The organism is Telluria sp. LT1R51-2 (assembly GCF_059685775.1).
This window is the reverse complement of record NZ_JCASIM010000001.1, coordinates 3906938-3925630: the sequence shown is the minus strand read 5'-3', so window position 1 is coordinate 3925630 and position 18693 is coordinate 3906938. Positions and strand designations below refer to the sequence as shown.

The window sequence follows — 18693 nt, the reverse complement described above, 5'->3', positions numbered from 1 at the left end:
TGACGTTACCCATGCGAGCACCCGTACTCAGTCTCAAGGGCCGCGCGCTGCGTTATCTGTCGCAGCGCGAGCACAGCCGCTTTGAATTGCGCCGCAAGCTGTCCAAGTATGCGGAAGAGGGCGATGACGTCGATGCGCTGCTCGATTTTCTTGAAAAAAATAACTGGTTGTCGCAGGAGCGCTTTGCCGAATCCCTGGTCAACCGTAAAGCGAGCCGTTATGGCGACAGTCGCGTGATGGCCGAATTGAAAAGTCATGGATTAACGAGCGAGGCCCTGGTCGATATCGAGGCCGGGCTGTCCGACAGCGAGACCGCGCGTGCGGTCGAAATCTGGCAGCGCAAGTTCGGCACGGTTGCCGAGGATGCCGCAGCGCGCGCCAAGCAGATGCGGTTCTTGCTGCAGCGTGGTTTTTCGCAGCGCGCCGCACGGGCGGCGATGCAGGGCACGCCTGACGACGACGAGTTTCCCGACTAGTTAGCGCTGGCAATCAGCGGCTGCAGTCATCGGTTGTAGTGATCCCGTGTCGTTATTGCTGATCGTCACCGCTTGCCTTCACTTCCGACAGTGATCGCGCATGCAACAAGTTCATGCTGCGCCCAGGCGCCAGCGTGGAGCGTCATCCCCGATATGCGAACGCATATTCCTCAACGGGCGATGGCGCTGCACGCTGGCGCCTTCATACGTCGGCGATGCTCGACAAACAAACGCCATATCTCTTATTCACTTCATGAATGGCAGCAATGGTTAGCTGGCCTTCATGCGCATACCATATGCGTCAAACACGCTGTCAAGCGCCTGCCAAGTCCGGGCATCTCCTGCGACGCAGGCAGTGATGTGCCCTTTTAGCGATGCGCCGGGCGGGACGCTGTGATAAACTTTACGGGTTTAAGCAGCGCCGCATGAGCGGTTGTTGCCGCAGAAGCTGCGGTGACGTGCACTAGCACACCGGCTGCATCACTAACCGCCGTCTCGACGGCACTGGTATTTATGCCTTTGTCTCTTCCCGTATCGCGCTCGCTCCGGCATACGCGCGCCATCACAGTCGACGCCTATGCGCGCGACGATGGCATGTGGGATCTTGATGCCAGCATCCGCGATGTGAAAACGCGTACTGTTGAACTTGCTTCCGGCGAACGGCCCGGCGGCACGCCAGTGCACGACCTGAAGCTACGCGTCACGATCGACCGTGACCTGAACATCGTTGATGCCGAAGCCGCATCCGATGCCGTCCCGTATCCGGGCTTTTGCGATACCATCGGCCCTGCCTACAAGAAGTTGATCGGGCTCTCGCTCGTGAACCATTTCCGGTTGCATCTGAAAGACCGCCTATCCGGCGTGCTCGGCTGCACCCATCTGACCGAACTGGCCCAGGTGCTGCCCACCGCAGCGCTGCAAGCCTTTGCTGACGACACCGTCGATGCCCCAGGCGGGCAAGGCGTCACGTCATCCGACCGTCCATTTGAGCTCGACCGTTGCCATGCCCTGCGCAGCGACGGCCCCGCCGTGGCCAAATATTACCCGCGCTGGTCCATCAAGGCTGTGGCGGGTTAAGTCGTCGTTTGTTTTTTTTGTAGTTCAACCGTTTCTAATTCAGTAATAGATAGAAGGGAAGCCAGCATGAAGATCCATGAGTATCAGGGCAAAGAAATCCTCCGAAAATTCGGGGTGACCGTTCCGCGCGGCATTCCGTGCATGTCGGTCGAAGAGGCTGTCAAAGCTGCTGAAGAACTGGGTGGTCCGGTCTGGGTCGTCAAGGCGCAGATCCACGCTGGTGGCCGCGGCAAGGGCGGCGGCGTCAAGGTCGCCAAATCGCTCGAGCAGGTCAAGGAATATGCTGACCAGATCATGGGCATGCAACTGATCACGCACCAGACCAGCCCGGAAGGCCAGAAAGTCCGTCGCCTGATGGTCGAAGAAGGCGCCGACATCAAACAAGAACTGTATGTCTCGCTCGTCACCGACCGCGTCAGCCAGAAAGTCGTGCTGATGGCCTCGTCGGAAGGCGGCATGGACATCGAAGAAGTCGCGCACAGCAACCCGGAAAAAATCCACAACGTCATCATCGACCCGAAAGTCGGCCTGACCGATGAGCAGGCTGACGACGTCGCCGCCAAGATCGGTGTGCCAGCCGGCTCGATCGCCGACGCACGCGCGAACCTGCAGGGCCTGTACAAAGCCTACTGGGAAACCGATGCATCGCTGGCCGAAATCAACCCGCTGATCGTCACCGGCAGCGGCAAGATCATCGCCCTGGACGCCAAGTTCAACTTTGACGCGAACGCCCTGTATCGCCGTCCTGAAATCGTCGCTTACCGCGATCTGGACGAAGAAGATCCAGCTGAAGTCGAAGCATCGAAATTCGACCTGGCCTACATCTCGCTCGACGGCAACATCGGCTGCCTGGTGAACGGCGCCGGCCTGGCCATGGCCACCATGGACACCATCAAGCTGTTCGGCGGCGAGCCAGCCAACTTCCTCGACGTCGGCGGTGGCGCCACGGCCGAGAAAGTCACCGAAGCGTTCAAGATCATGCTGAAGAACCCTGACCTGAAAGCCATCCTGGTCAACATCTTCGGCGGCATCATGCGTTGCGACGTCATCGCCGAAGGCGTGATCGCTGCATCGAAAGCCGTTTCGCTGCAAGTGCCGCTGGTCGTGCGCATGAAGGGCACCAACGAAGACCTGGGCAAGAAGATGCTGGCCGAATCGGGCCTGCCAATCATCGCCGCAGACACGATGGAAGACGCAGCCAAGTCGGTCGTCGCCGCTGCTGCCGGTCAAGCCTAATTGCTAAGGAAATAAAAAAATGTCGATTCTGATCAACAAAGATACCAAAGTAGTCACCCAGGGCATCACCGGCAAGACCGGTCAGTTCCACACCCGCATGTGCCGCGAGTACGCAAACGGCAAGGAAGCATTCGTTGCTGGCGTGAACCCGAAGAAAGCCGGCGAAGATTTCGAAGGCATCCCGATTTTCGCAACCGTTGCTGAAGCGAAAAAAGAAACCGGCGCCAACGTGTCGGTCATCTACGTCCCACCAGCAGGCGCAGCCGCTGCAATCTGGGAAGCCGTCGAAGCCGAGCTGGACCTGGCAATTTGCATCACCGAAGGCATTCCAGTTCGTGACATGATGGAAATCAAGGACCGTATGGCCAAAGCGGGTTCGAAGACCCTGCTGCTGGGCCCTAACTGCCCAGGCCTGATCACCCCTGACGAAATCAAGATCGGCATCATGCCAGGTCACATCCACCGCAAGGGCCGCATCGGCGTCGTCTCGCGTTCGGGTACCCTGACGTATGAAGCAGTTGCACAGCTGACCGCACTGGGCCTGGGCCAGTCGTCGGCAGTCGGCATCGGCGGTGACCCGATCAACGGTCTGAAGCACATCGACGTCATGCAGATGTTCAACGACGATCCTGATACCGACGCGGTCATCATGATCGGCGAAATCGGTGGTCCGGACGAAGCCAACGCGGCTTACTGGATCAAGGACAACATGAAGAAGCCAGTCGTCGGCTTCATCGCTGGCGTCACCGCGCCACCAGGCAAGCGCATGGGCCACGCCGGCGCGCTGATCTCGGGCGGTGCAGATACTGCGCAAGCCAAGCTGGAAATCATGGAAGCCTGCGGTATCACCGTTACCAAGAACCCGTCGGAAATGGCGCGTCTGCTGAAGGCCATGTTGTAATTCTGACGATCTGTTGGTCGTAAGATAAAACGGGGAGCGCGAGCTCCCCGTTTTCTATTTGGTGCGACAGGTTTTGTTGATCCAGACCGTGAATGACAAAAATTGCCGTGCGGCACTGACAAATTTTGTCATTCAGCGTGCCGTTTTTTGTGCTGAAGCAGGCGTTTGTTGGCTTGTTGTTCATAAAATCGACCGTTTTACGCCATTTTTGGGCTGGCACAGCGCTTGCATATAAGAAAGCGTAGCAGTGAGCAGCACAAGATACGTAGGTCCACTTTTTTGAACTACCCAACCCGGAGATTTAAAATGAACTTCAAGCAAATGCAAACCAAAAAGGCCGAAGGCGGCTTCACCCTGATCGAACTGATGATCGTCGTTGCCATTATCGGTATTCTGGCGGCTGTCGCGATTCCAGCATACAGCGACTACACCGCTAAAGCGAAAGTCAGCGAAGCAGCCTCGATCTCGGCACCTGCGCGTCTGGCTGTGGCACAAGCGTTTAACGAAGGTACGCTGGCTACCGCTACTACCAATCCACTGCTGGGTCTGCCAGATGCTACCGCAATCACGAGTAAATACGTCACGTCGGTTACCGCTGCCGGTACTTCTGCAACCACTGGCACTGTGACGGTTGTCATGCAAGGTACCAGCAACTCGGCAATTGACGGCAAGTCGATTGTCTACACGATCACCTGTGTTGAAGGTGCTCAGTGCAAGACCACGCTGCCAACGACCGACGTTACCGGTCAAGTGCCAGCTAAGTTCTTGCCAAAAGTCTAACGTTGGCAATAGTTTGATCAGCTTGGTCTGATGGGGGGAGGTTAGACTTTAAGTGTAACTTCCTCATCGCAAAAAGCCCGCTTTCAGCGGGCTTTTGCATTGCAGCTTTACTTTACGGGCTGTATTTTCAGGAACCGATCCAGCCACCCGTTCACCGTGTGATGCCACTGCACCGAATTGGCAGGCTTCAGCACCCAGTGATTCTCATCCGGAAACACCAGCAGCTTGCTCTCGACACCCTGTCGCTGCAGCGCCGTGAACGTCCCCAGCGCCTGCGCCGTTGGAATCCGGAAGTCCAGATCGCCCTGGATCACCAGCATCGGCGTCTTCCACTTCGCAACGTGATGAACCGGATTGAAGCGCTCATGGTTCTCCGGCACCTTGTAGTACGGCCCACCATTTTCCCAGTCCGTGAACCACTGCTCCTCGGTCGAGTACGCCATGCCGCGCGTGTCGAACACGCCGTCGTGATTGACGATGCACTTGAACTCATCCGACCAGTTACCGGCGATCCAGTTCATCATGTAGCCGCCATACGACGCGCCCAGCGCGCAATCGCGTGAGCGGTCCAGCCACGGGAACTTCTTCACCGCGGCGTCGTAGCCCTTTTGCAGGTCGACCAGCGGCTTGCCGCCCCAGTCGTTGCTGATCGAGTCGGTGAACTTCTGGCCATAGCCGGTCGAACCGTGGAAGTCGATGAACACGGCGGCGTAGCCGGCGCCGGCATAGGTCTGCGGATTCCAGCGGTAGCTCCAGCTGTTGCCGAAGCTGCCTTGCGGCCCGCCGTGGACGATGAACGCCACCGGATATTGTTGGCCAGGCTGCGCATTCCACGGCTTCATCACGTAACCGTACACGGTGTCGCCATTGGCGCCGGCAAACGAGAACTGCTCGGCCTCGCCCCAGCGCACGTCTTTCAACAGCTCGGTGTTCAACGTAGTCAGCTGCTTCGGCTTGGCGCCCAGCTTCATCGAGAACAACTGCGCGCCAGCGGACAAGTTCGCATGGGTATAGACCAGCGTATCGCGGCGCAGATCGAACGCGCCCACGGCGCCGGTGTCGGTCAGCGGCGTGACCTTGCCACCGGCCACGTCGATGGAGAACAGGCGGTGCTGGCCGATGTCTTCCGCATCGACGATCAGCGCTTTGCCATCGGCACGCCAGACCAGGCTGCCGGCCGAGCGGTCCCAGTTGGCGGCCAGCGGGCGCTTGGTGCCGGTCGCCACATCCATCAGCATGATCTGATAGCGGTCGGCCTCGAAGCCAGGGCGCGCCATCGCCAGGTAAGCCAATGTGCGGCCATCGGGCGAGAACGTGCCCTTGGTGTCCCAGGCCGGATTGTCCGCCGTCAGGTTGCGCGGCGCGGTGCCGCCTGTGGCGGGCACGCTGTACAGGTCGAAGTTGGTCGACCAGGCTTCGGTCTTGCCAGCGATGCGGGCTGAGAACACAACCGTTTTGCCGTCCGGGCTGAAGCGGTATTCTTCGCGGTCACCAAAAGGCTTCGAGGGCACGTCGCCGTCGAGCGAACCCGACAGGCTGACCGGCTCGCCGGTGATCGCGCCTGCTGCGCCGATCGGCGCCGAGAACAACACTGCATTGCGGTGGTCGTTCCAGGTATCCCAGTGGCGCGCGAACAGGCGGTCATACACCTTGCCGGTGGCCTTTTCTTTTTCTTTCGCATCGAGCCGGGCCTTGGTGCAGGCCAGGTCGGCGCAGTCGCGGAATACCGCCAGGCTGAACGCCAGACGGTCGCCCGTGGGCGCAAGGCGGAAATTGTCGACGTCCAGCGGCAGGTCGGTGACCTTGACGGGCGCGCCGCCGGCCACCGGCTGGCGCCATACCTGCGACGAGCCAGAGCGCGCGGACAGGAAATACACGGCGTCACCCGACGGCGACCATTCCGGATCGGCGCTGCTCGACGCATGGTCGGTCAGGCGCTGGGGCGTCGGCTTGGCGGCGCGCAGGTCGATCATCCACAGTTGGGTATTGCCGCGGTTCTTTTCCATGTCGGTGCTGCGCACGGTGTAAATCACGCGCGTGGCGTCGGGCGACACGGCCGGGCTGCCGACCCGTTCCATATTGACCAGGTCTTCCACAGTGAAGCCGCGCGGCGCGGCCATTGCGGTGGTGGCGGCCAGGGTCGCCGCTGCCACCGTCATCAAACGAAATTTCATGCCATCCTCGTCGATCAGTCCCGCGGCCGGGTGCCGCAGGCAAGCCGGGAATGTACCACGCGTGCCGGGCCAGCCCATAACGACAACGCCCCCGCTGCCGGCAATGCCGGACAGCGGGGGCGCTTCAACGTTCCCTGACGTACAGGACGTTTGTGATTATTTTGGCATGATGACCGTGTCGATGACATGGATCACGCCGTTGTCGGCGACGATGTCGGTCTTGGTGACGGTGGCCTTGTCGACCATGACTTTGCCGCCAGCGACTTTCACCTTGAAGGCGCTGCCTTCAACGGTCTTGACGTCGCCTGGCTTGACGTCGGCTGCCTTCACGGTGCCTGGCACCACGTGGTACGTCAGCACCTTGGTCAGCGCGGCCTTGTCTTTCAGCAGTGCGTCGAGCTTGGCTTTTGGAATCTTGGCAAATGCTGCGTCCGTCGGCGCGAACACGGTGAACGGACCCGGACCCTTCAGGGTGTCGGTCAGGCCGGCAGCCTGGACAGCCGTGACCAGCGTATTGAACGTGCCAGCCGATTTGGCGGTATCAACGATATCTGCTGCGTTGGCGGCGCCGAAGGCGAAGGCGAGTGGCAGTGCGATCAGAAATTTTTTCATCGTATGACTCCATGTGGTTTTTCGCAGCTCAGTATGAACCGCGTTAGGAGTAATGTAGGCTGATTTTTCTCAATTGTCTAACGTGTGCACCGTTTCTGTAGGATAATAAAGGTTCAATCAAGGGACGATATTATGGAAAACTCGCTAAGATTACATCATGAACCGATCATGTACCGAACCGGCGCAGCTGCGCGCTTGGCGGGTTTGCCGGTAGAAACGCTGCGCGTCTGGGAGCGCCGCTACAGCCTGTCGGATGCGCAGCGCTCCGAGCGCGGTCAGCGCTTGTATTCGGCGGAGCAGGTTGCGCGCCTGGGCCTGCTCAAGCAACTGGTCGACCAGGGCCATTCGATCGGCGTGCTGGCGGGCTTGAACCGTGAGCAGCTCCAATCGATGCTGGGCCTGGATGGCCAGTCCAGGGCGATCGCTACGTCGCCAGCGCGCGTGCTGCTGGTTGGCGCCATGCTGTCGCGGCGTATCGCCGCGACCGGACAAGCTTCTCTCGGACTGGACGTGCGCGGTCATTGCGCTACGCTGGTGCAAGCGCTGGGATTGCCGCGCGACGTGGGGGCTGACGTGCTGGTGATCGAGCAGTCCGAACTCGACGATTCCGGCATCGCGCCGATCGCCGCCGCACGCGAGGCCAGCGGCGTCGCGGCCGTCGTGGTGTTGTACCGCTTTTGTTCCAGTGCCACGATTCGTGCCCTGCGCGCGCAAGGTTGCCTGGTCGCGCGCATTCCGGCTGACCTGTCCGAACTGGCGTTGCTGTGCCAGTCGGCCCTGACCGGCCACCGTCCACCGCTGCAGGAGCAGCCACTGCCGCCCGTGGCGCCGCCCCGTTTCGACGACGAGGCGCTGGGCAACATCATGACGGCGGCAGCCAATCGCCTCAATTGCGAATGCCCGCGCCACTTGTCCGAGATCTTGATGATGATTTCCAGCTTCGAGCGCTACAGCGACCAGTGCGCCCACCGCAATCCGGAAGACGAGGTGCTGCATGCGCGGCTGAAAATGGCGGCAGGGCGGGCGCGCGTCGTGATGGAAGATGCGATGGAGCATCTGGCCATTACGGAAGGGTTGCCGTTGCCGAAAGCCCTTAACTGACTCAGGTGTCTATGGCGGCAGTCCAGTCGCCGCTCTTGCCGCCGTGCTTTTCGAGCACCCGCACATCCGTCATGACCATGCCGCGGTCGACCGCCTTGCACATGTCGTACACGGTCAGCAGGCCGACTTGCACGCTCGTCAACGCTTCCATCTCGACGCCGGTCTTGCCGATGGTTTCCACCTGCGCCCGACAATGGATGCTGTTGGCCGCCGCATCGATCTCGAAATCGACCGCCACGCGCGTGATCGGCAACGGGTGACACAGCGGCACCAGGTCGCTCGTGCGCTTGGAGGCCATGATCGCGGCGATGCGCGCAATGCCGATCACGTCCCCTTTCTTTGCGCTGCCGGACGTGATCAGGGCCAGCGTGGCCGGTTGCATGCGGATGGTGCCGGCGGCCACCGCGATGCGGTGCGTATCCTCTTTGGCGCCGACATCGACCATATGGGCCTGGCCGGTGGCGTCGAAGTGGGTCAGATGGTCTGCGGTCGGGCTGGAAGGCGTCATGAAGGGTTGGTATCGTTGGGTAACAAAGTGTTCTGGGAGCAGCAGCGTGCATGCGGATACGGTTATGATAGCACCGTGAAATCTGCCGTCCGACCAGCATCCGTGCGCCACTGGCGCCCCGTCCTGACTGCCGCTGCCTTGTGCACGACGGCGGCCTTTGCCGTGGCCGCCCAATCCGATCCGCTCAAGCGTGCCGATCCCATCCACCTGCCGACGCTGGGCGACACCGCGCGCGTCGACCTGTCGCCGGTCGTCGAGCGCAAGCTGGGCGAAGAGATCATGCGCGACATCCGGCGCGACCGCGATTACCTCGACGACGAGCCGATCTCCGAATACCTGAACAACTTCGGCAATGGCCTGGTTGCCGCAGCGCCCGGTGCGCGGGGCGAAACCAATGCCGATTTTCATTTCTTTGCCGTGCGCGATGCGGCGTTGAATGCGTTTGCGCTGCCGGGCGGCTTCATCGGTGCGCACTCGGGCTTAGTCATCGCAGCCCAGACCGAATCCGAGCTGGCCGGCGTCGTGGCGCACGAGATCGGCCACGTCACGCAGCGCCATATCGCGCGCATGCTGGGCCAGCAGCGCCAGGATATCCTGCTGCCGCTGGCGTCGATGATTCTGGCAGCACTCGCGGCCAAGGCCGGCTCGGACGCGGCGATGGGCGTGCTGATGGGCGGTCAGGGCCTGGTGGTCCAGCGTCAGCTGAACTTCAGCCGCGAGGCCGAGCGCGAAGCCGACCGCGTGGGTTTCCAGATCATGGAGGCGGGCGGCTATGACACGACCGGTATCGTCGCGTTTTTCAGGCGCTTGCAGAATGCCACGAAGCTGTATGGCGACCTGCCGGCCGGCTTGAGCAACCTGAGCAGCCACCCGCTGACCCAGGAACGCATCAGCGACATGCAGGCACGCATCCGCGAGATGCCCAAGAAGCAGCGCGTCGACAGCCTCGACTTTCATCTGGTGCGCGCACGCATCCGCGTGCTGCAGGAGCCAAGCGAGCAGGGCCAACGCAACACGCGCAGCGCATTCAACACGCAGCTCAAGGAAACGCACCGCTATCAGCAGGCCGGCGCCCAATATGGCCTGGCCTACCTGGCGCTCAAGCAGGGCAACCTGGCCGACGCGCAGAGCTGGCTCGACAAGTCGCGCGAAACGATGAAGCCACGCGAAGGTGTGCTGTCGGTGGCGTCGAACGTCGGTGATGGCGCGACCATGTACGCGGGCCTGGCGATCGAGATCAAGATGGCACCCAGTCAGCCGGCATCGGTGCTGGCCGAGGCCGTAAAGGAAGCCGAGACGATGCATGGCCGCTTCCCGCTGTCGCGTTCTCTGGCGCACCAGTACGCCGACGCCATGATTGCGACCGGCAAACTCGACGAGGCCACGCGCTTTCTGCGTGACCAGTCGCAGCAATACCGCGAGGAATACAAGCTGCAGGATCTGTTGGCCAAGGCCTACGCGAAGCAGGGCAAGATCGCGCTGCAGCACATGGCACTGGCCGAATCGTATGTGCTGGCCGGCGCCACACCGGCCGCGATGGCGCAGCTGGAACTGGCGCGCAAGGCGCGCGACGCATCGTTCTACGACCAGGCCGTGATCGATGCGCGCGCCCGCGAACTCGAGGCGCAGCAGAAGAAGGACAAGGAAGAGAAGGACGATTGACGGGCAGCCAGATCATCCGGCCCGAAACCAGCGCCGGCAACGATCACCGGCTCAGGGCGATGGCATCCTGTTGAACCCGAACCGCTGCGCCAAGTCGGCGGCCGCCACCCGTTCTACAGTGAAGATCTTGCCCTGCCACGGCAACGCCAGCGTGCCAGCGCCGCCGCCCAGCCACGCCATCACGGCGTCGTCCGATGCGCTGCGGCCATCCAGCGTGAACTGGCCCAGGACCTGCGCCACATCGCGGTCATCGAGCTGCGCCACGATCTCGCCAGCCGCAAACAGCACGGCGCCGGCATCGCTCAGAAACACCTGCTCGACAGCCGTCAGCGCCTGCCCGGTCTGCAGCAACAAGCCCTGCTGCGGATCGGTACGTGCAATGAACGGCGCGGCCTCCAGATTCACGTACACGCGCTGCGGGCCATTCTGGAAATACCAGTTGCCCCGTTCGTCATGCAGGTAGTTGCGGTTGATGAACCCCACCAGTTTCTCGTTCTCGAGCCGGTCGCCGGGCAAGCCGGCCTGCTGGGTCGCTTCGTCGCGCATGCGCCAGTGGCCGCGCGCATCGAGCGCGAGCCAGCCATAGCAGTGCGGTACGTTTGGCCACTTGGCCATTGCCTGTTTTACGATATCGTCCATAGTGTCAGCCAGCATCGCACAGTTCGGCGCCGGTCAGCGCGCGGGTGCCCGCCACGCCGTCGAAATGCTGCAGGATGCGCTGCGCCAGCCAGTCGATCCGCCCCGGAAACGGCCCGGTCGGAAAGCCCACGTGCCCACCAGTGGCCGGATACTCGAGCGTTACCGCAGCCGATGCCGACGCCGGCAGGTACATCCCCGGCAGGAACGGATCGTTGCGCGCATTGAGCACGAGCGTCGGCACGGTGATCGCGTCCAGCACGTGACGCGCGCTGGCGCGGTGCCAGTAGTCGTCGGTGTCGCGGTAGCCGTGCAGCGGCGCGGTCACTACATTGTCGAACGCGTACAGGTCGCGCGCGGCGAGCAGCGCGGCGCGGTCGAACAGGCCCGGAAACTGGTCGAGCTTGGCCAGGCACTTGGGCTTGAGCGTCTGCAGGAACATCCGGGTGTAAATCATGTTGAAGCCCGACGACAGCGCCGCGCCGCCGCGCGCCAGGTCGAGCGGGGCCGAGACCGCGCACGCCGCATCGACAATCGAGGCGCCATGGCCTGATTCACCCAGCCAGCGCAGCAGCGCGTTGCCACCCAATGACACGCCGGCCGCGTAGAACACACCGGCATGGCGGGCCCGCAGCGAGCGCACGATCCACTCGACTTCTGCCGCGTCGCCCGAGTGATAGAAGCGGGGTGCCAGGTTCGGCTCGCCCGAGCAGCCGCGGAAATGCGGCACCACGCCCGACCAGCCGCGCGTGGCCAGGGCCGCCATCAGCGCCCGTGCGTAATGGCTGTCGGACGAGCCTTCCAGCCCATGAAACAGCACCACCAGCGGCTGGCCCGGCTGGCCGTCGACAAAATCGAGATCGACGAAATCGCCGTCCGCACTCGTCCAGCGCTCGCGGCGGTAGGCAACGGGCGGCTTGGCGATGCAGGTCGCCGGGTAGATGGTCTGGAGATGGCCGCCAGGCAGCCAGCGCGGTGCGCGGTAGGGCATGAAGAAGGAAGGAGAGGGGCGCCGGCAATCGCGTACGCCCCAAAAGATCAGTGGTTCTTGAGCACCGTGCCTGGCGCCAGGCGGTAGCCGGTGCCGCAGTATGGGCACTTTGCCTCGCCATGGTGGTCGAAATCGAGGAACACGCGCGGGTGCGACGACCACAGCGGCATGGCCGGGTTCGGGCAGTGCGCCGGCAAGTCTTTCGCCGTGAGTTCCACGATTGGTATCGTCTTTTGGGTCATCTGGTGTCTCCGTCTGGCAGGTGGGCAAAGACAGGATTCTAACGGATTCCCCCTATTGCCGAAATGACCGTAAAATAATGCGCTCAACATATTGAGCCCAAGCGCCCCTTTCTCAAGTGGCGTCGCCCCATTCCATGCGTTTCATGCCCCACTGTTTCCAGACCGCTGCGGTCGTCTTAGCCGTCATTCCGATGCCCGGAAGTTGCACGATCGCCACACCGTCATGTCCGTGAACGCCGGCGAGCCGGCGGGCCAGCTTCCGGTCACCATCGGCGACGCGCCCGATCGCGACGCATTTCGCGACGGGTTCAAGACCGGCCTGCCAACGCTGTTCGGCATCGCCGCCTGGGGCCTGGTGGTGGGCATCGCCATGGTCAAGAGTGGCCTGTCCGTACCGCAGGCGCTGGGCATGACGCTGCTGGTGTTCGCCGGCTCGGCGCAACTGGCGTCGCTGCCGCTGATTGCGGCGCAGGCGCCGATCTGGGTCATCTTCGCCACGGCGCTGGTCGTCAATTTGCGCTTCGTGATCTTTTCGGCGCTGCTGGCGCCACACTTTGCCCACTTGCCGTGGCGTCAGCGCCTGTATCTCGGCTATATCTCGGGCGATATTTCCGTGGCCTTGTTCTTGCAGAAATATCCGAGTCCGACGCCGGCGGTGGGCAAGCTGTCGTACCTGAAGGGCCTGATGTTCCCGAACTGGGGCGCCTGGCAAATTGGTTCGGTGATCGGAGTGTTCCTGGGCAGCACCGTGCCGGCCGAGTGGGGCCTGGGCTTTGCCGGCACGCTGGCCATTCTCTGCATCATGGTGCCCCTGATGATCAACCGCGCCGCTTTGTGCGGCGTGCTTGTGGCGGGCACGGTCTCGGTGCTGGCCTATAAGCTGCCTTACAAGCTGGGCTTGCTGCTGGCGGTGCTGGTCGGGATGGTGACAGCGATGGTCATCGAAGAAACAATGAACAAGATAAAGGCGCGCCGTGGCTGATTGGGAAATCTGGGTGGTGATTGGCGTGCTGTGCGTGGCCACGGCCGCCACGCGCAGTTCATTCTGGCTGATCGGCCACCGCGTATCGATTCCGCCACGGGTGCAGGAAATGCTGCGCTATGCGCCGGCCTGCGCGCTGGCAGCCATCATCGGGCCCGATTTTCTGATCGATCCGCAGGGCGGGCTGCAGTTCACGCTGGCCAACCCGAAGCTGCTGGCGGGGCTGGCCGCGTTTGCGTTCTATGTGTGGCGCCGTAACATGCTGCTAACGATTTTATTCGGCATGCTTGTCTTTACGGCACTGCGTGTTCTGCACGTTTTTGGCGGCACCCCCTGATGTACAATGACGTTTTTTCACTATTGCCACGCTGACCAATGGACGCTTCCCGCCGTTTCACCCGTTTGCAAGACCTGATCGATCAGAACGCCCTGCAGGGCAAGCGCGTCTTCATTCGCGCCGACCTGAATGTGCCACAAGATGACGCCGGCAACATCACTGAAGACACGCGCATTCGCGCTTCGGTGCCGGCGATCCAGGCCGCCATCAAGGCGGGCGCGGCAGTGATGGTGACGTCGCATCTGGGTCGGCCGACCGAAGGCGCCTTCAAGCCGGAAGACAGCCTGGCGCCGGTCGCCGCGCGCTTGTCCGAGCTGCTCGGCCAGCCGGTCGAACTCAAGCAAAACTGGGTCGACGGCGTGGATGTCGCGCCGGGTTCGGTCGTGCTGCTGGAAAACTGCCGCGTGAATGCGGGCGAAAAGAAAAACAACGACGAACTGGCCCAGAAAATGGCCAAGCTGTGCGATGTGTACGTCAATGACGCGTTCGGCACTGCGCACCGCGCTGAAGCCACCACGCACGGCATCGCCAAGTTCGCACCGATCGTCGCAGCAGGTCCGCTGCTGGCCGCTGAACTCGACGCGCTGGGCAAGGCCCTCGGCCAGCCGCAGCGTCCGCTGCTGGCGATTGTCGCCGGCTCGAAAGTCTCGAGCAAGCTCACGATCCTGCAAAGCCTGGCCGACAAGGTCGACAACCTGATCGTCGGCGGCGGCATTGCCAACACGTTCATGAAGGCCGTCGGCCTGAACATCGGCAAATCGCTCGTTGAAAACGACCTGGTGAACGAAGCCAAGGCGATCATCGACAAGATGGCCGCGCGCGGCGCGCAAGTGCCGATTCCGGTCGACGTCGTGTGCGCCAAGGAATTCGCGCCAACGGCCGTCGCTACCGTCAAGCTGGTGGCGGACGTGCAAGACGACGACATGATCCTCGACATCGGCCCGCAGACCGCCGCCATGCTGGCAGAGCAGGTCGCCACGGCTGGCACGATCGTCTGGAACGGTCCGGTTGGCGTATTCGAATTCGACCAGTTTGCCGAGGGCACCAAGACCCTGGCGCTGGCCATCGCCGGTTCCAAGGGCTTCTCGATCGCCGGTGGCGGCGACACCCTGGCCGCGATTGCAAAATACAAGATCGCCGACCAGATCGGCTACATTTCGACCGGTGGTGGCGCCTTCCTGGAATTCCTCGAAGGAAAAACGCTGCCGGCGGTGGATATCCTGCTGCAACGCAGCGCGCAGTCTGCAGCATAAATGAGACCCTAGCGCAGCCTGTGGCTGCGCTTTGTTTTTTACAAGGACACTTCATGTACCGTGGCACCAAGATCGTCGCAACCATCGGCCCAGCATCGACCGACTTCGATATTCTCGTCAAAATGATCCGCGCCGGCGTCGACGTCGTACGCCTGAATTTTTCGCACGGGAAGGCCCAGGATCATATCGACCGGGCCACCTTGGTACGCCGCGCCGCCGCCGAGTGCGGCCGTGAAGTGGCCATCATGGCCGACATGCAGGGTCCGAAGATCCGCGTCGGCAAGTTTGAAGAAGGCAAGATTTTCCTGACCAATGGCGACCGGTTCATCCTGGACGCCAAGTGGGGCGAGAACGGCGAACTGGGTAACCAGGAGCGCGTGGGCCTGGATTACAAGGCGCTGCCGCGCGACGTCAAGCCAGGCGACAGGCTGCTGCTGAATGACGGCCTGATCGTGCTGATCGTCGACCGCGTCGCCGGTCACGAAATCTGCACCACCGTCAAGGTCGGCGGCGAGCTGTCGAACAACAAGGGCATCAACCGCCAGGGCGGCGGCTTGACCGCGCCGGCCCTGACGTCGAAGGACATGGAAGACATCAAGACCGCGATGAGCTTCCAGGCCGACTACCTGGCCATTTCGTTCCCGAAAAGCGCGACCGACATGGAAATGGCGCGCCAGCTGGCCAATATCGCCGGCGAGCCATACGGCCACAAGCCGATGATGATCGCCAAGATCGAACGCGCCGAAGCGATTCCGCTGCTGCAGGAGATCCTGGATGCGTCGGACGGCATCATGGTCGCCCGTGGCGATCTGGCCGTCGAAGTCGGTAACGCTGCCGTGCCGGCGCTGCAAAAGCGCATGATCCGCATGGCGCGCGATTCGAACAAGCTGGCCATCACCGCGACCCAGATGATGGAGTCGATGATCGTCAACGCCGTGCCGACCCGCGCCGAAGTGTCGGACGTCGCCAACGCCGTGCTGGATGGCACCGACGCTGTCATGACCTCGGCCGAGACCGCATCGGGCAAGTACCCGATCGAAACCGTCGAAATGATGGCGGCGGTCTGCCTCGAAGCCGAGATGTCCGAATACAACAAGGTCGACGTCGACTTCCTCAACAAACAGTTCACCCGCATCGACCAGACCATTGCATACGGTACGCTGTTTACCGCGCACCACCTGCGCGTGAAGGCGATCGTGGCGCTGACCGAATCGGGCTCGACCGCGTTGTGGATGAGCCGTCACAGCATCGACACGCCGATCCTGGCGCTGACCCCGCTCAAGACCACCGAGCGCAAGGCTTCGCTGTACCGCAACGTGCGCGCCTTCCACCTGGAGCAGGAAGGCGGCAGCCACGCCGTGCTGCGCAAGGCCGAAGAGCTGTTGATGAACGAAGGCTACGTGCGCAAGGGCGACCTGATCGTGGTGACGTGGGGTTCGCCAATGGGCGAGGCCGGCGGCACCAATGCGCTCAAGATCGTGCGTGTGGGCGAATATGATTAACGGGATGGGGCGCCGCGCCTGATGCGTTCACGGCATGCCGGCAGTTCGGCATGCTGCGCTCGGCGCGCGCCACTTCCCGACAAGTTTCTTTATTGTTTGGAGTACTACCATGGCACTCGTATCACTGCGTCAGTTGCTGGACCACGCCGCCGAAAACGGCTACGGCCTGCCGGCATTTAACGTCAACAACCTCGAACAGGTGCAGGCCATCATGGCTGCCGCCGACGCTGTCAACAGCCCGGTGATCATGCAGGCCTCGGCCGGCGCGCGCAAGTACGCGGGCGAAGCGTTCCTGCGTCACCTGATCGACGCTGCGGTCGAAGCGTACCCGCACATCCCGGTCGTCATGCACCAGGATCACGGCCAGTCGCCGGCAGTCTGCATGGCCGCGATCCGTTCGGGTTTCTCGTCGGTGATGATGGACGGTTCGCTCGAAGCCGATGGCAAGAGCGTCGCCAGCTATGAATACAACGTCGCTGTCTCGCAAGAAGTCGTCAAGTTTGCGCACTCGATCGGCGTGACCGTCGAGGCCGAACTGGGCGTGCTCGGTTCGCTCGAAACGATGATGGGCGACAAGGAAGACGGCCACGGCGCCGACGGCGCCATGACCCGCGAGCAGCTGCTGACCGACGTCGACCAGGCCGCCGACTTCGTCAAGCGCACCCAGTGCGACGCGCTGGCCATCGCCATCGGCACCTCGCACGGCGCATACAAGTTCACGCGCAAGCCAACCGGCGACATCCTGGCAATCGACCGCATCAAAGAGATTCACGCACGCATCCCGAACACCCACCTGGTGATGCACGGTTCGTCGTCGGTGCCGCAGGAGCTGCTGGCAATCATCCGCGAATTCGGCGGTGACATGAAAGAAACGTACGGCGTGCCGGTCGAAGAGATTCAAGAAGGCATCAAGCACGGTGTTCGCAAGATCAACATTGACACCGACATTCGCCTGGCGATGACGGCAGCGATTCGCAAGTACATGTTCCAGAATCCGTCGAAGTTCGATCCACGCGACTACCTGAAGCCGGCGCGCGAAGCGGCAATGGACGTGTGCAAGGCGCGCTTCCTGTCGTTCGGCTGCGAAGGCCAGGCCGACAAGATCAAGCCGATCCCGCTGGACAAGATGGCCGAGCGCTACAAGGCGGGCGAGCTGTCGCAGATCGTTCAATAAACCGCACGGATGGCGGTAACGCCGCCATCCCCGGGTTCGATCGCCCGCGTCGCAAATTGACGTAAAATATCGCATTGACCAGGCTTTACCGCCTGACTTTCACAACCGGCGGCCCGTTCCGCCGGTTCCGCTTTCCTGATACCCCATCTATGAACAGCCTCTACCAATCCTCCATTCAGTCCCTGCCACTGCTCGGTCACGGCAAGGTGCGCGATAACTACGCCGTTGGCGACGACAAGATCCTGATCGTCACCACCGACCGCCTGTCGGCCTTCGACGTGGTCATGAACGAGCCGATTCCCGGCAAGGGCAAGGTACTGAACCAGATGAGCGATTTCTGGTTCGAGAAGCTCGGCCACATCGTGCCGAACCACCTGACCGGCGTCGCGCCGGAAAGCGTGGTCGCGCCAAACGAGGTCGAGCAGGTGACGGGCCGCGCGGTCGTGGCCAAGCGCCTGAAACCGATCATGGTCGAAGCCGTCGTGCGCGGCTACATCATCGGTTCGGGCTGGAAGGATTATCAGCAAAGCGGCGCCATCTGCGGCATCGCGCTGCCAGCCGGTCTTCAGCAGGCTGAAAAGCTGCCGGAGCCGATCTTCACGCCGGCTGCCAAGGCCGACCTCGGCGAGCACGACGAAAACATCTCGTTCGCCCAGATGGAAGAAAAAATCGGCGCCGAGCTGGCTGCCCAAATGCGCGACATCAGCATCAAGCTCTACACCACCGCTGCCGAATACGCGGCCACGCGCGGCATCATCATCGCCGACACCAAGTTCGAATTCGGCCTGGACGACAACAACGTGCTGCACCTGATGGACGAAGTGCTGACCGCCGATTCGTCGCGTTTCTGGCCAGCCGACTCGTACGCGCCGGGCATGTCGCCGCCGTCGTTCGACAAGCAGTTCGTGCGCGACTATCTCGAAACGCTGACCGAGTGGCCAAAGACCGCACCGGCGCCAAGCCTGCCGCAAGAGGTCATCGACAAAACCCAGGCCAAGTACTTCGAGGCCATCGAACGCCTGACCGGCGAAAAGCTGAAGGCATAAGCG

Annotated in this window: 19 protein-coding genes; 13 read left to right on the top strand and 6 right to left on the bottom strand. The window is 62.1% G+C overall.

The features are described from left to right. Positions 1–11 precede the first annotated feature (11 nt). From recX to AC56LH_RS17305, 5 genes are all read left to right on the top strand, one after another. Complete coding sequence (gene recX, locus AC56LH_RS17325) at positions 12–476, top strand: recombination regulator RecX (protein WP_499648060.1); 465 nt, start codon at positions 12–14, stop codon at positions 474–476. Positions 477–989: 513 nt separating this feature from the next. Further along, entirely contained in the window at positions 990–1553 is a 564-nt protein-coding gene (locus AC56LH_RS17320) for a DUF2889 domain-containing protein (RefSeq protein ID WP_332532788.1), read from the top strand. Between the two features lie 66 nt (positions 1554–1619). Continuing rightward, positions 1620–2789, top strand: coding sequence for an ADP-forming succinate--CoA ligase subunit beta (gene sucC, locus AC56LH_RS17315; protein ID WP_183556131.1), 1170 nt, complete (start codon positions 1620–1622; stop codon positions 2787–2789). Positions 2790–2808: 19 nt separating this feature from the next. After that, on the top strand, positions 2809–3690 hold the full coding sequence (gene sucD, locus AC56LH_RS17310) for a succinate--CoA ligase subunit alpha (protein WP_332532790.1): 882 nt from the start codon (positions 2809–2811) through the stop codon (positions 3688–3690). Positions 3691–3996: 306 nt separating this feature from the next. Beyond that, complete coding sequence (locus AC56LH_RS17305) at positions 3997–4470, top strand: pilin (RefSeq protein ID WP_499648058.1); 474 nt, start codon at positions 3997–3999, stop codon at positions 4468–4470. 107 nt (positions 4471–4577) lie between these two features. Here the strand turns inward: AC56LH_RS17305 and AC56LH_RS17300 are convergent, their stop codons facing one another. After that, complete coding sequence (locus tag AC56LH_RS17300; RefSeq protein ID WP_499648056.1) at positions 4578–6644, bottom strand: S9 family peptidase; 2067 nt, start codon at positions 6642–6644, stop codon at positions 4578–4580. 156 nt (positions 6645–6800) lie between these two features. Next, the gene (locus AC56LH_RS17295) at positions 6801–7256 is read right to left on the bottom strand and encodes a fasciclin domain-containing protein (RefSeq protein WP_183556134.1); all 456 of its coding nucleotides are present in this window, start codon (positions 7254–7256) and stop codon (positions 6801–6803) included. A gap of 168 nt (positions 7257–7424) precedes the next feature. Between AC56LH_RS17295 and AC56LH_RS17290 the strand changes: the two genes are divergently transcribed. Next, on the top strand, positions 7425–8357 hold the full coding sequence (locus tag AC56LH_RS17290; RefSeq protein WP_499648054.1) for a MerR family transcriptional regulator: 933 nt from the start codon (positions 7425–7427) through the stop codon (positions 8355–8357). A gap of 1 nt (position 8358) precedes the next feature. On the opposite strand, the gene moaC is transcribed toward AC56LH_RS17290, so the two are convergent. Then, the gene (gene moaC / locus AC56LH_RS17285; RefSeq protein WP_499648052.1) at positions 8359–8865 is read right to left on the bottom strand and encodes a cyclic pyranopterin monophosphate synthase MoaC; all 507 of its coding nucleotides are present in this window, start codon (positions 8863–8865) and stop codon (positions 8359–8361) included. Between the two features lie 75 nt (positions 8866–8940). Here moaC and AC56LH_RS17280 point away from each other — a divergent pair, with 75 nt between their 5' ends. After that, on the top strand, positions 8941–10527 hold the full coding sequence (locus AC56LH_RS17280) for a M48 family metalloprotease (protein WP_499648050.1): 1587 nt from the start codon (positions 8941–8943) through the stop codon (positions 10525–10527). 51 nt (positions 10528–10578) lie between these two features. On the opposite strand, the gene AC56LH_RS17275 is transcribed toward AC56LH_RS17280, so the two are convergent. Genes AC56LH_RS17275 through AC56LH_RS17265 form a run of 3 tightly spaced genes read right to left on the bottom strand, consistent with a single transcriptional unit; the run spans position 10579 to position 12396 of the window. Further along, positions 10579–11166, bottom strand: coding sequence for a DUF2946 family protein (locus tag AC56LH_RS17275; protein ID WP_499648048.1), 588 nt, complete (start codon positions 11164–11166; stop codon positions 10579–10581). Between the two features lie 4 nt (positions 11167–11170). Further along, positions 11171–12154 carry a YheT family hydrolase gene (locus AC56LH_RS17270; protein ID WP_499648046.1) on the bottom strand — a complete coding sequence of 328 codons (984 nt, stop codon included), beginning with the start codon at positions 12152–12154 and terminating at the stop codon, positions 11171–11173. Between the two features lie 47 nt (positions 12155–12201). Continuing rightward, positions 12202–12396 (bottom strand): zinc-finger domain-containing protein, encoded by a 195-nt coding sequence (locus tag AC56LH_RS17265; protein ID WP_499648045.1) that lies wholly within the window; start codon positions 12394–12396, stop codon positions 12202–12204. A 223-nt stretch (positions 12397–12619) separates the two neighbouring features. Here AC56LH_RS17265 and AC56LH_RS17260 point away from each other — a divergent pair, with 223 nt between their 5' ends. From AC56LH_RS17260 to AC56LH_RS17235, 6 genes are all read left to right on the top strand, one after another. Then, positions 12620–13378 carry an AzlC family ABC transporter permease gene (locus AC56LH_RS17260; protein ID WP_499648043.1) on the top strand — a complete coding sequence of 253 codons (759 nt, stop codon included), beginning with the start codon at positions 12620–12622 and terminating at the stop codon, positions 13376–13378. Then, a complete protein-coding gene (locus AC56LH_RS17255; RefSeq protein WP_183556141.1) occupies positions 13371–13715 on the top strand; it encodes an AzlD domain-containing protein in 345 nt (114 codons plus the stop codon). Before AC56LH_RS17260 ends, AC56LH_RS17255 begins: the two co-directional genes overlap by 8 nt. Positions 13716–13753: 38 nt before the next feature. Continuing rightward, entirely contained in the window at positions 13754–14968 is a 1215-nt protein-coding gene (locus AC56LH_RS17250) for a phosphoglycerate kinase (protein ID WP_499648041.1), read from the top strand. Between the two features lie 53 nt (positions 14969–15021). Beyond that, complete coding sequence (gene pyk / locus AC56LH_RS17245; RefSeq protein ID WP_499648040.1) at positions 15022–16470, top strand: pyruvate kinase; 1449 nt, start codon at positions 15022–15024, stop codon at positions 16468–16470. A 109-nt stretch (positions 16471–16579) separates the two neighbouring features. After that, a complete protein-coding gene (fba, locus tag AC56LH_RS17240; protein ID WP_183556144.1) occupies positions 16580–17644 on the top strand; it encodes a class II fructose-bisphosphate aldolase in 1065 nt (354 codons plus the stop codon). Positions 17645–17793: 149 nt separating this feature from the next. Then, entirely contained in the window at positions 17794–18690 is an 897-nt protein-coding gene (locus AC56LH_RS17235; RefSeq protein WP_499648038.1) for a phosphoribosylaminoimidazolesuccinocarboxamide synthase, read from the top strand. Positions 18691–18693 lie beyond the last annotated feature (3 nt).

What these genes read in the sequence shown, in the direction of transcription:
- AC56LH_RS17305 (WP_499648058.1), top strand. Translation starts at nt 3,997, where the DNA reads ATGAACTTCAAGCAAATGCAAACCAAAAAGGCCGAAGGCGGCTTCACC.
- pyk (WP_499648040.1), top strand. Translation starts at nt 15,022, where the DNA reads ATGTACCGTGGCACCAAGATCGTCGCAACCATCGGCCCAGCATCGACC.
- AC56LH_RS17260 (WP_499648043.1), top strand. Translation starts at nt 12,620, where the DNA reads ATGTCCGTGAACGCCGGCGAGCCGGCGGGCCAGCTTCCGGTCACCATC.
- AC56LH_RS17265 (WP_499648045.1), bottom strand. Translation starts at nt 12,396, where the DNA reads ATGACCCAAAAGACGATACCAATCGTGGAACTCACGGCGAAAGACTTG.
- sucC (WP_183556131.1), top strand. Translation starts at nt 1,620, where the DNA reads ATGAAGATCCATGAGTATCAGGGCAAAGAAATCCTCCGAAAATTCGGG.
- AC56LH_RS17295 (WP_183556134.1), bottom strand. Translation starts at nt 7,256, where the DNA reads ATGAAAAAATTTCTGATCGCACTGCCACTCGCCTTCGCCTTCGGCGCC.
- AC56LH_RS17320 (WP_332532788.1), top strand. Translation starts at nt 990, where the DNA reads ATGCCTTTGTCTCTTCCCGTATCGCGCTCGCTCCGGCATACGCGCGCC.
- AC56LH_RS17275 (WP_499648048.1), bottom strand. Translation starts at nt 11,166, where the DNA reads ATGGACGATATCGTAAAACAGGCAATGGCCAAGTGGCCAAACGTACCG.
- sucD (WP_332532790.1), top strand. Translation starts at nt 2,809, where the DNA reads ATGTCGATTCTGATCAACAAAGATACCAAAGTAGTCACCCAGGGCATC.
- AC56LH_RS17270 (WP_499648046.1), bottom strand. Translation starts at nt 12,154, where the DNA reads ATGCCCTACCGCGCACCGCGCTGGCTGCCTGGCGGCCATCTCCAGACC.
- moaC (WP_499648052.1), bottom strand. Translation starts at nt 8,865, where the DNA reads ATGACGCCTTCCAGCCCGACCGCAGACCATCTGACCCACTTCGACGCC.
- fba (WP_183556144.1), top strand. Translation starts at nt 16,580, where the DNA reads ATGGCACTCGTATCACTGCGTCAGTTGCTGGACCACGCCGCCGAAAAC.
- recX (WP_499648060.1), top strand. Translation starts at nt 12, where the DNA reads ATGCGAGCACCCGTACTCAGTCTCAAGGGCCGCGCGCTGCGTTATCTG.
- AC56LH_RS17300 (WP_499648056.1), bottom strand. Translation starts at nt 6,644, where the DNA reads ATGAAATTTCGTTTGATGACGGTGGCAGCGGCGACCCTGGCCGCCACC.
- AC56LH_RS17290 (WP_499648054.1), top strand. Translation starts at nt 7,425, where the DNA reads ATGTACCGAACCGGCGCAGCTGCGCGCTTGGCGGGTTTGCCGGTAGAA.
- AC56LH_RS17235 (WP_499648038.1), top strand. Translation starts at nt 17,794, where the DNA reads ATGAACAGCCTCTACCAATCCTCCATTCAGTCCCTGCCACTGCTCGGT.
- AC56LH_RS17250 (WP_499648041.1), top strand. Translation starts at nt 13,754, where the DNA reads ATGGACGCTTCCCGCCGTTTCACCCGTTTGCAAGACCTGATCGATCAG.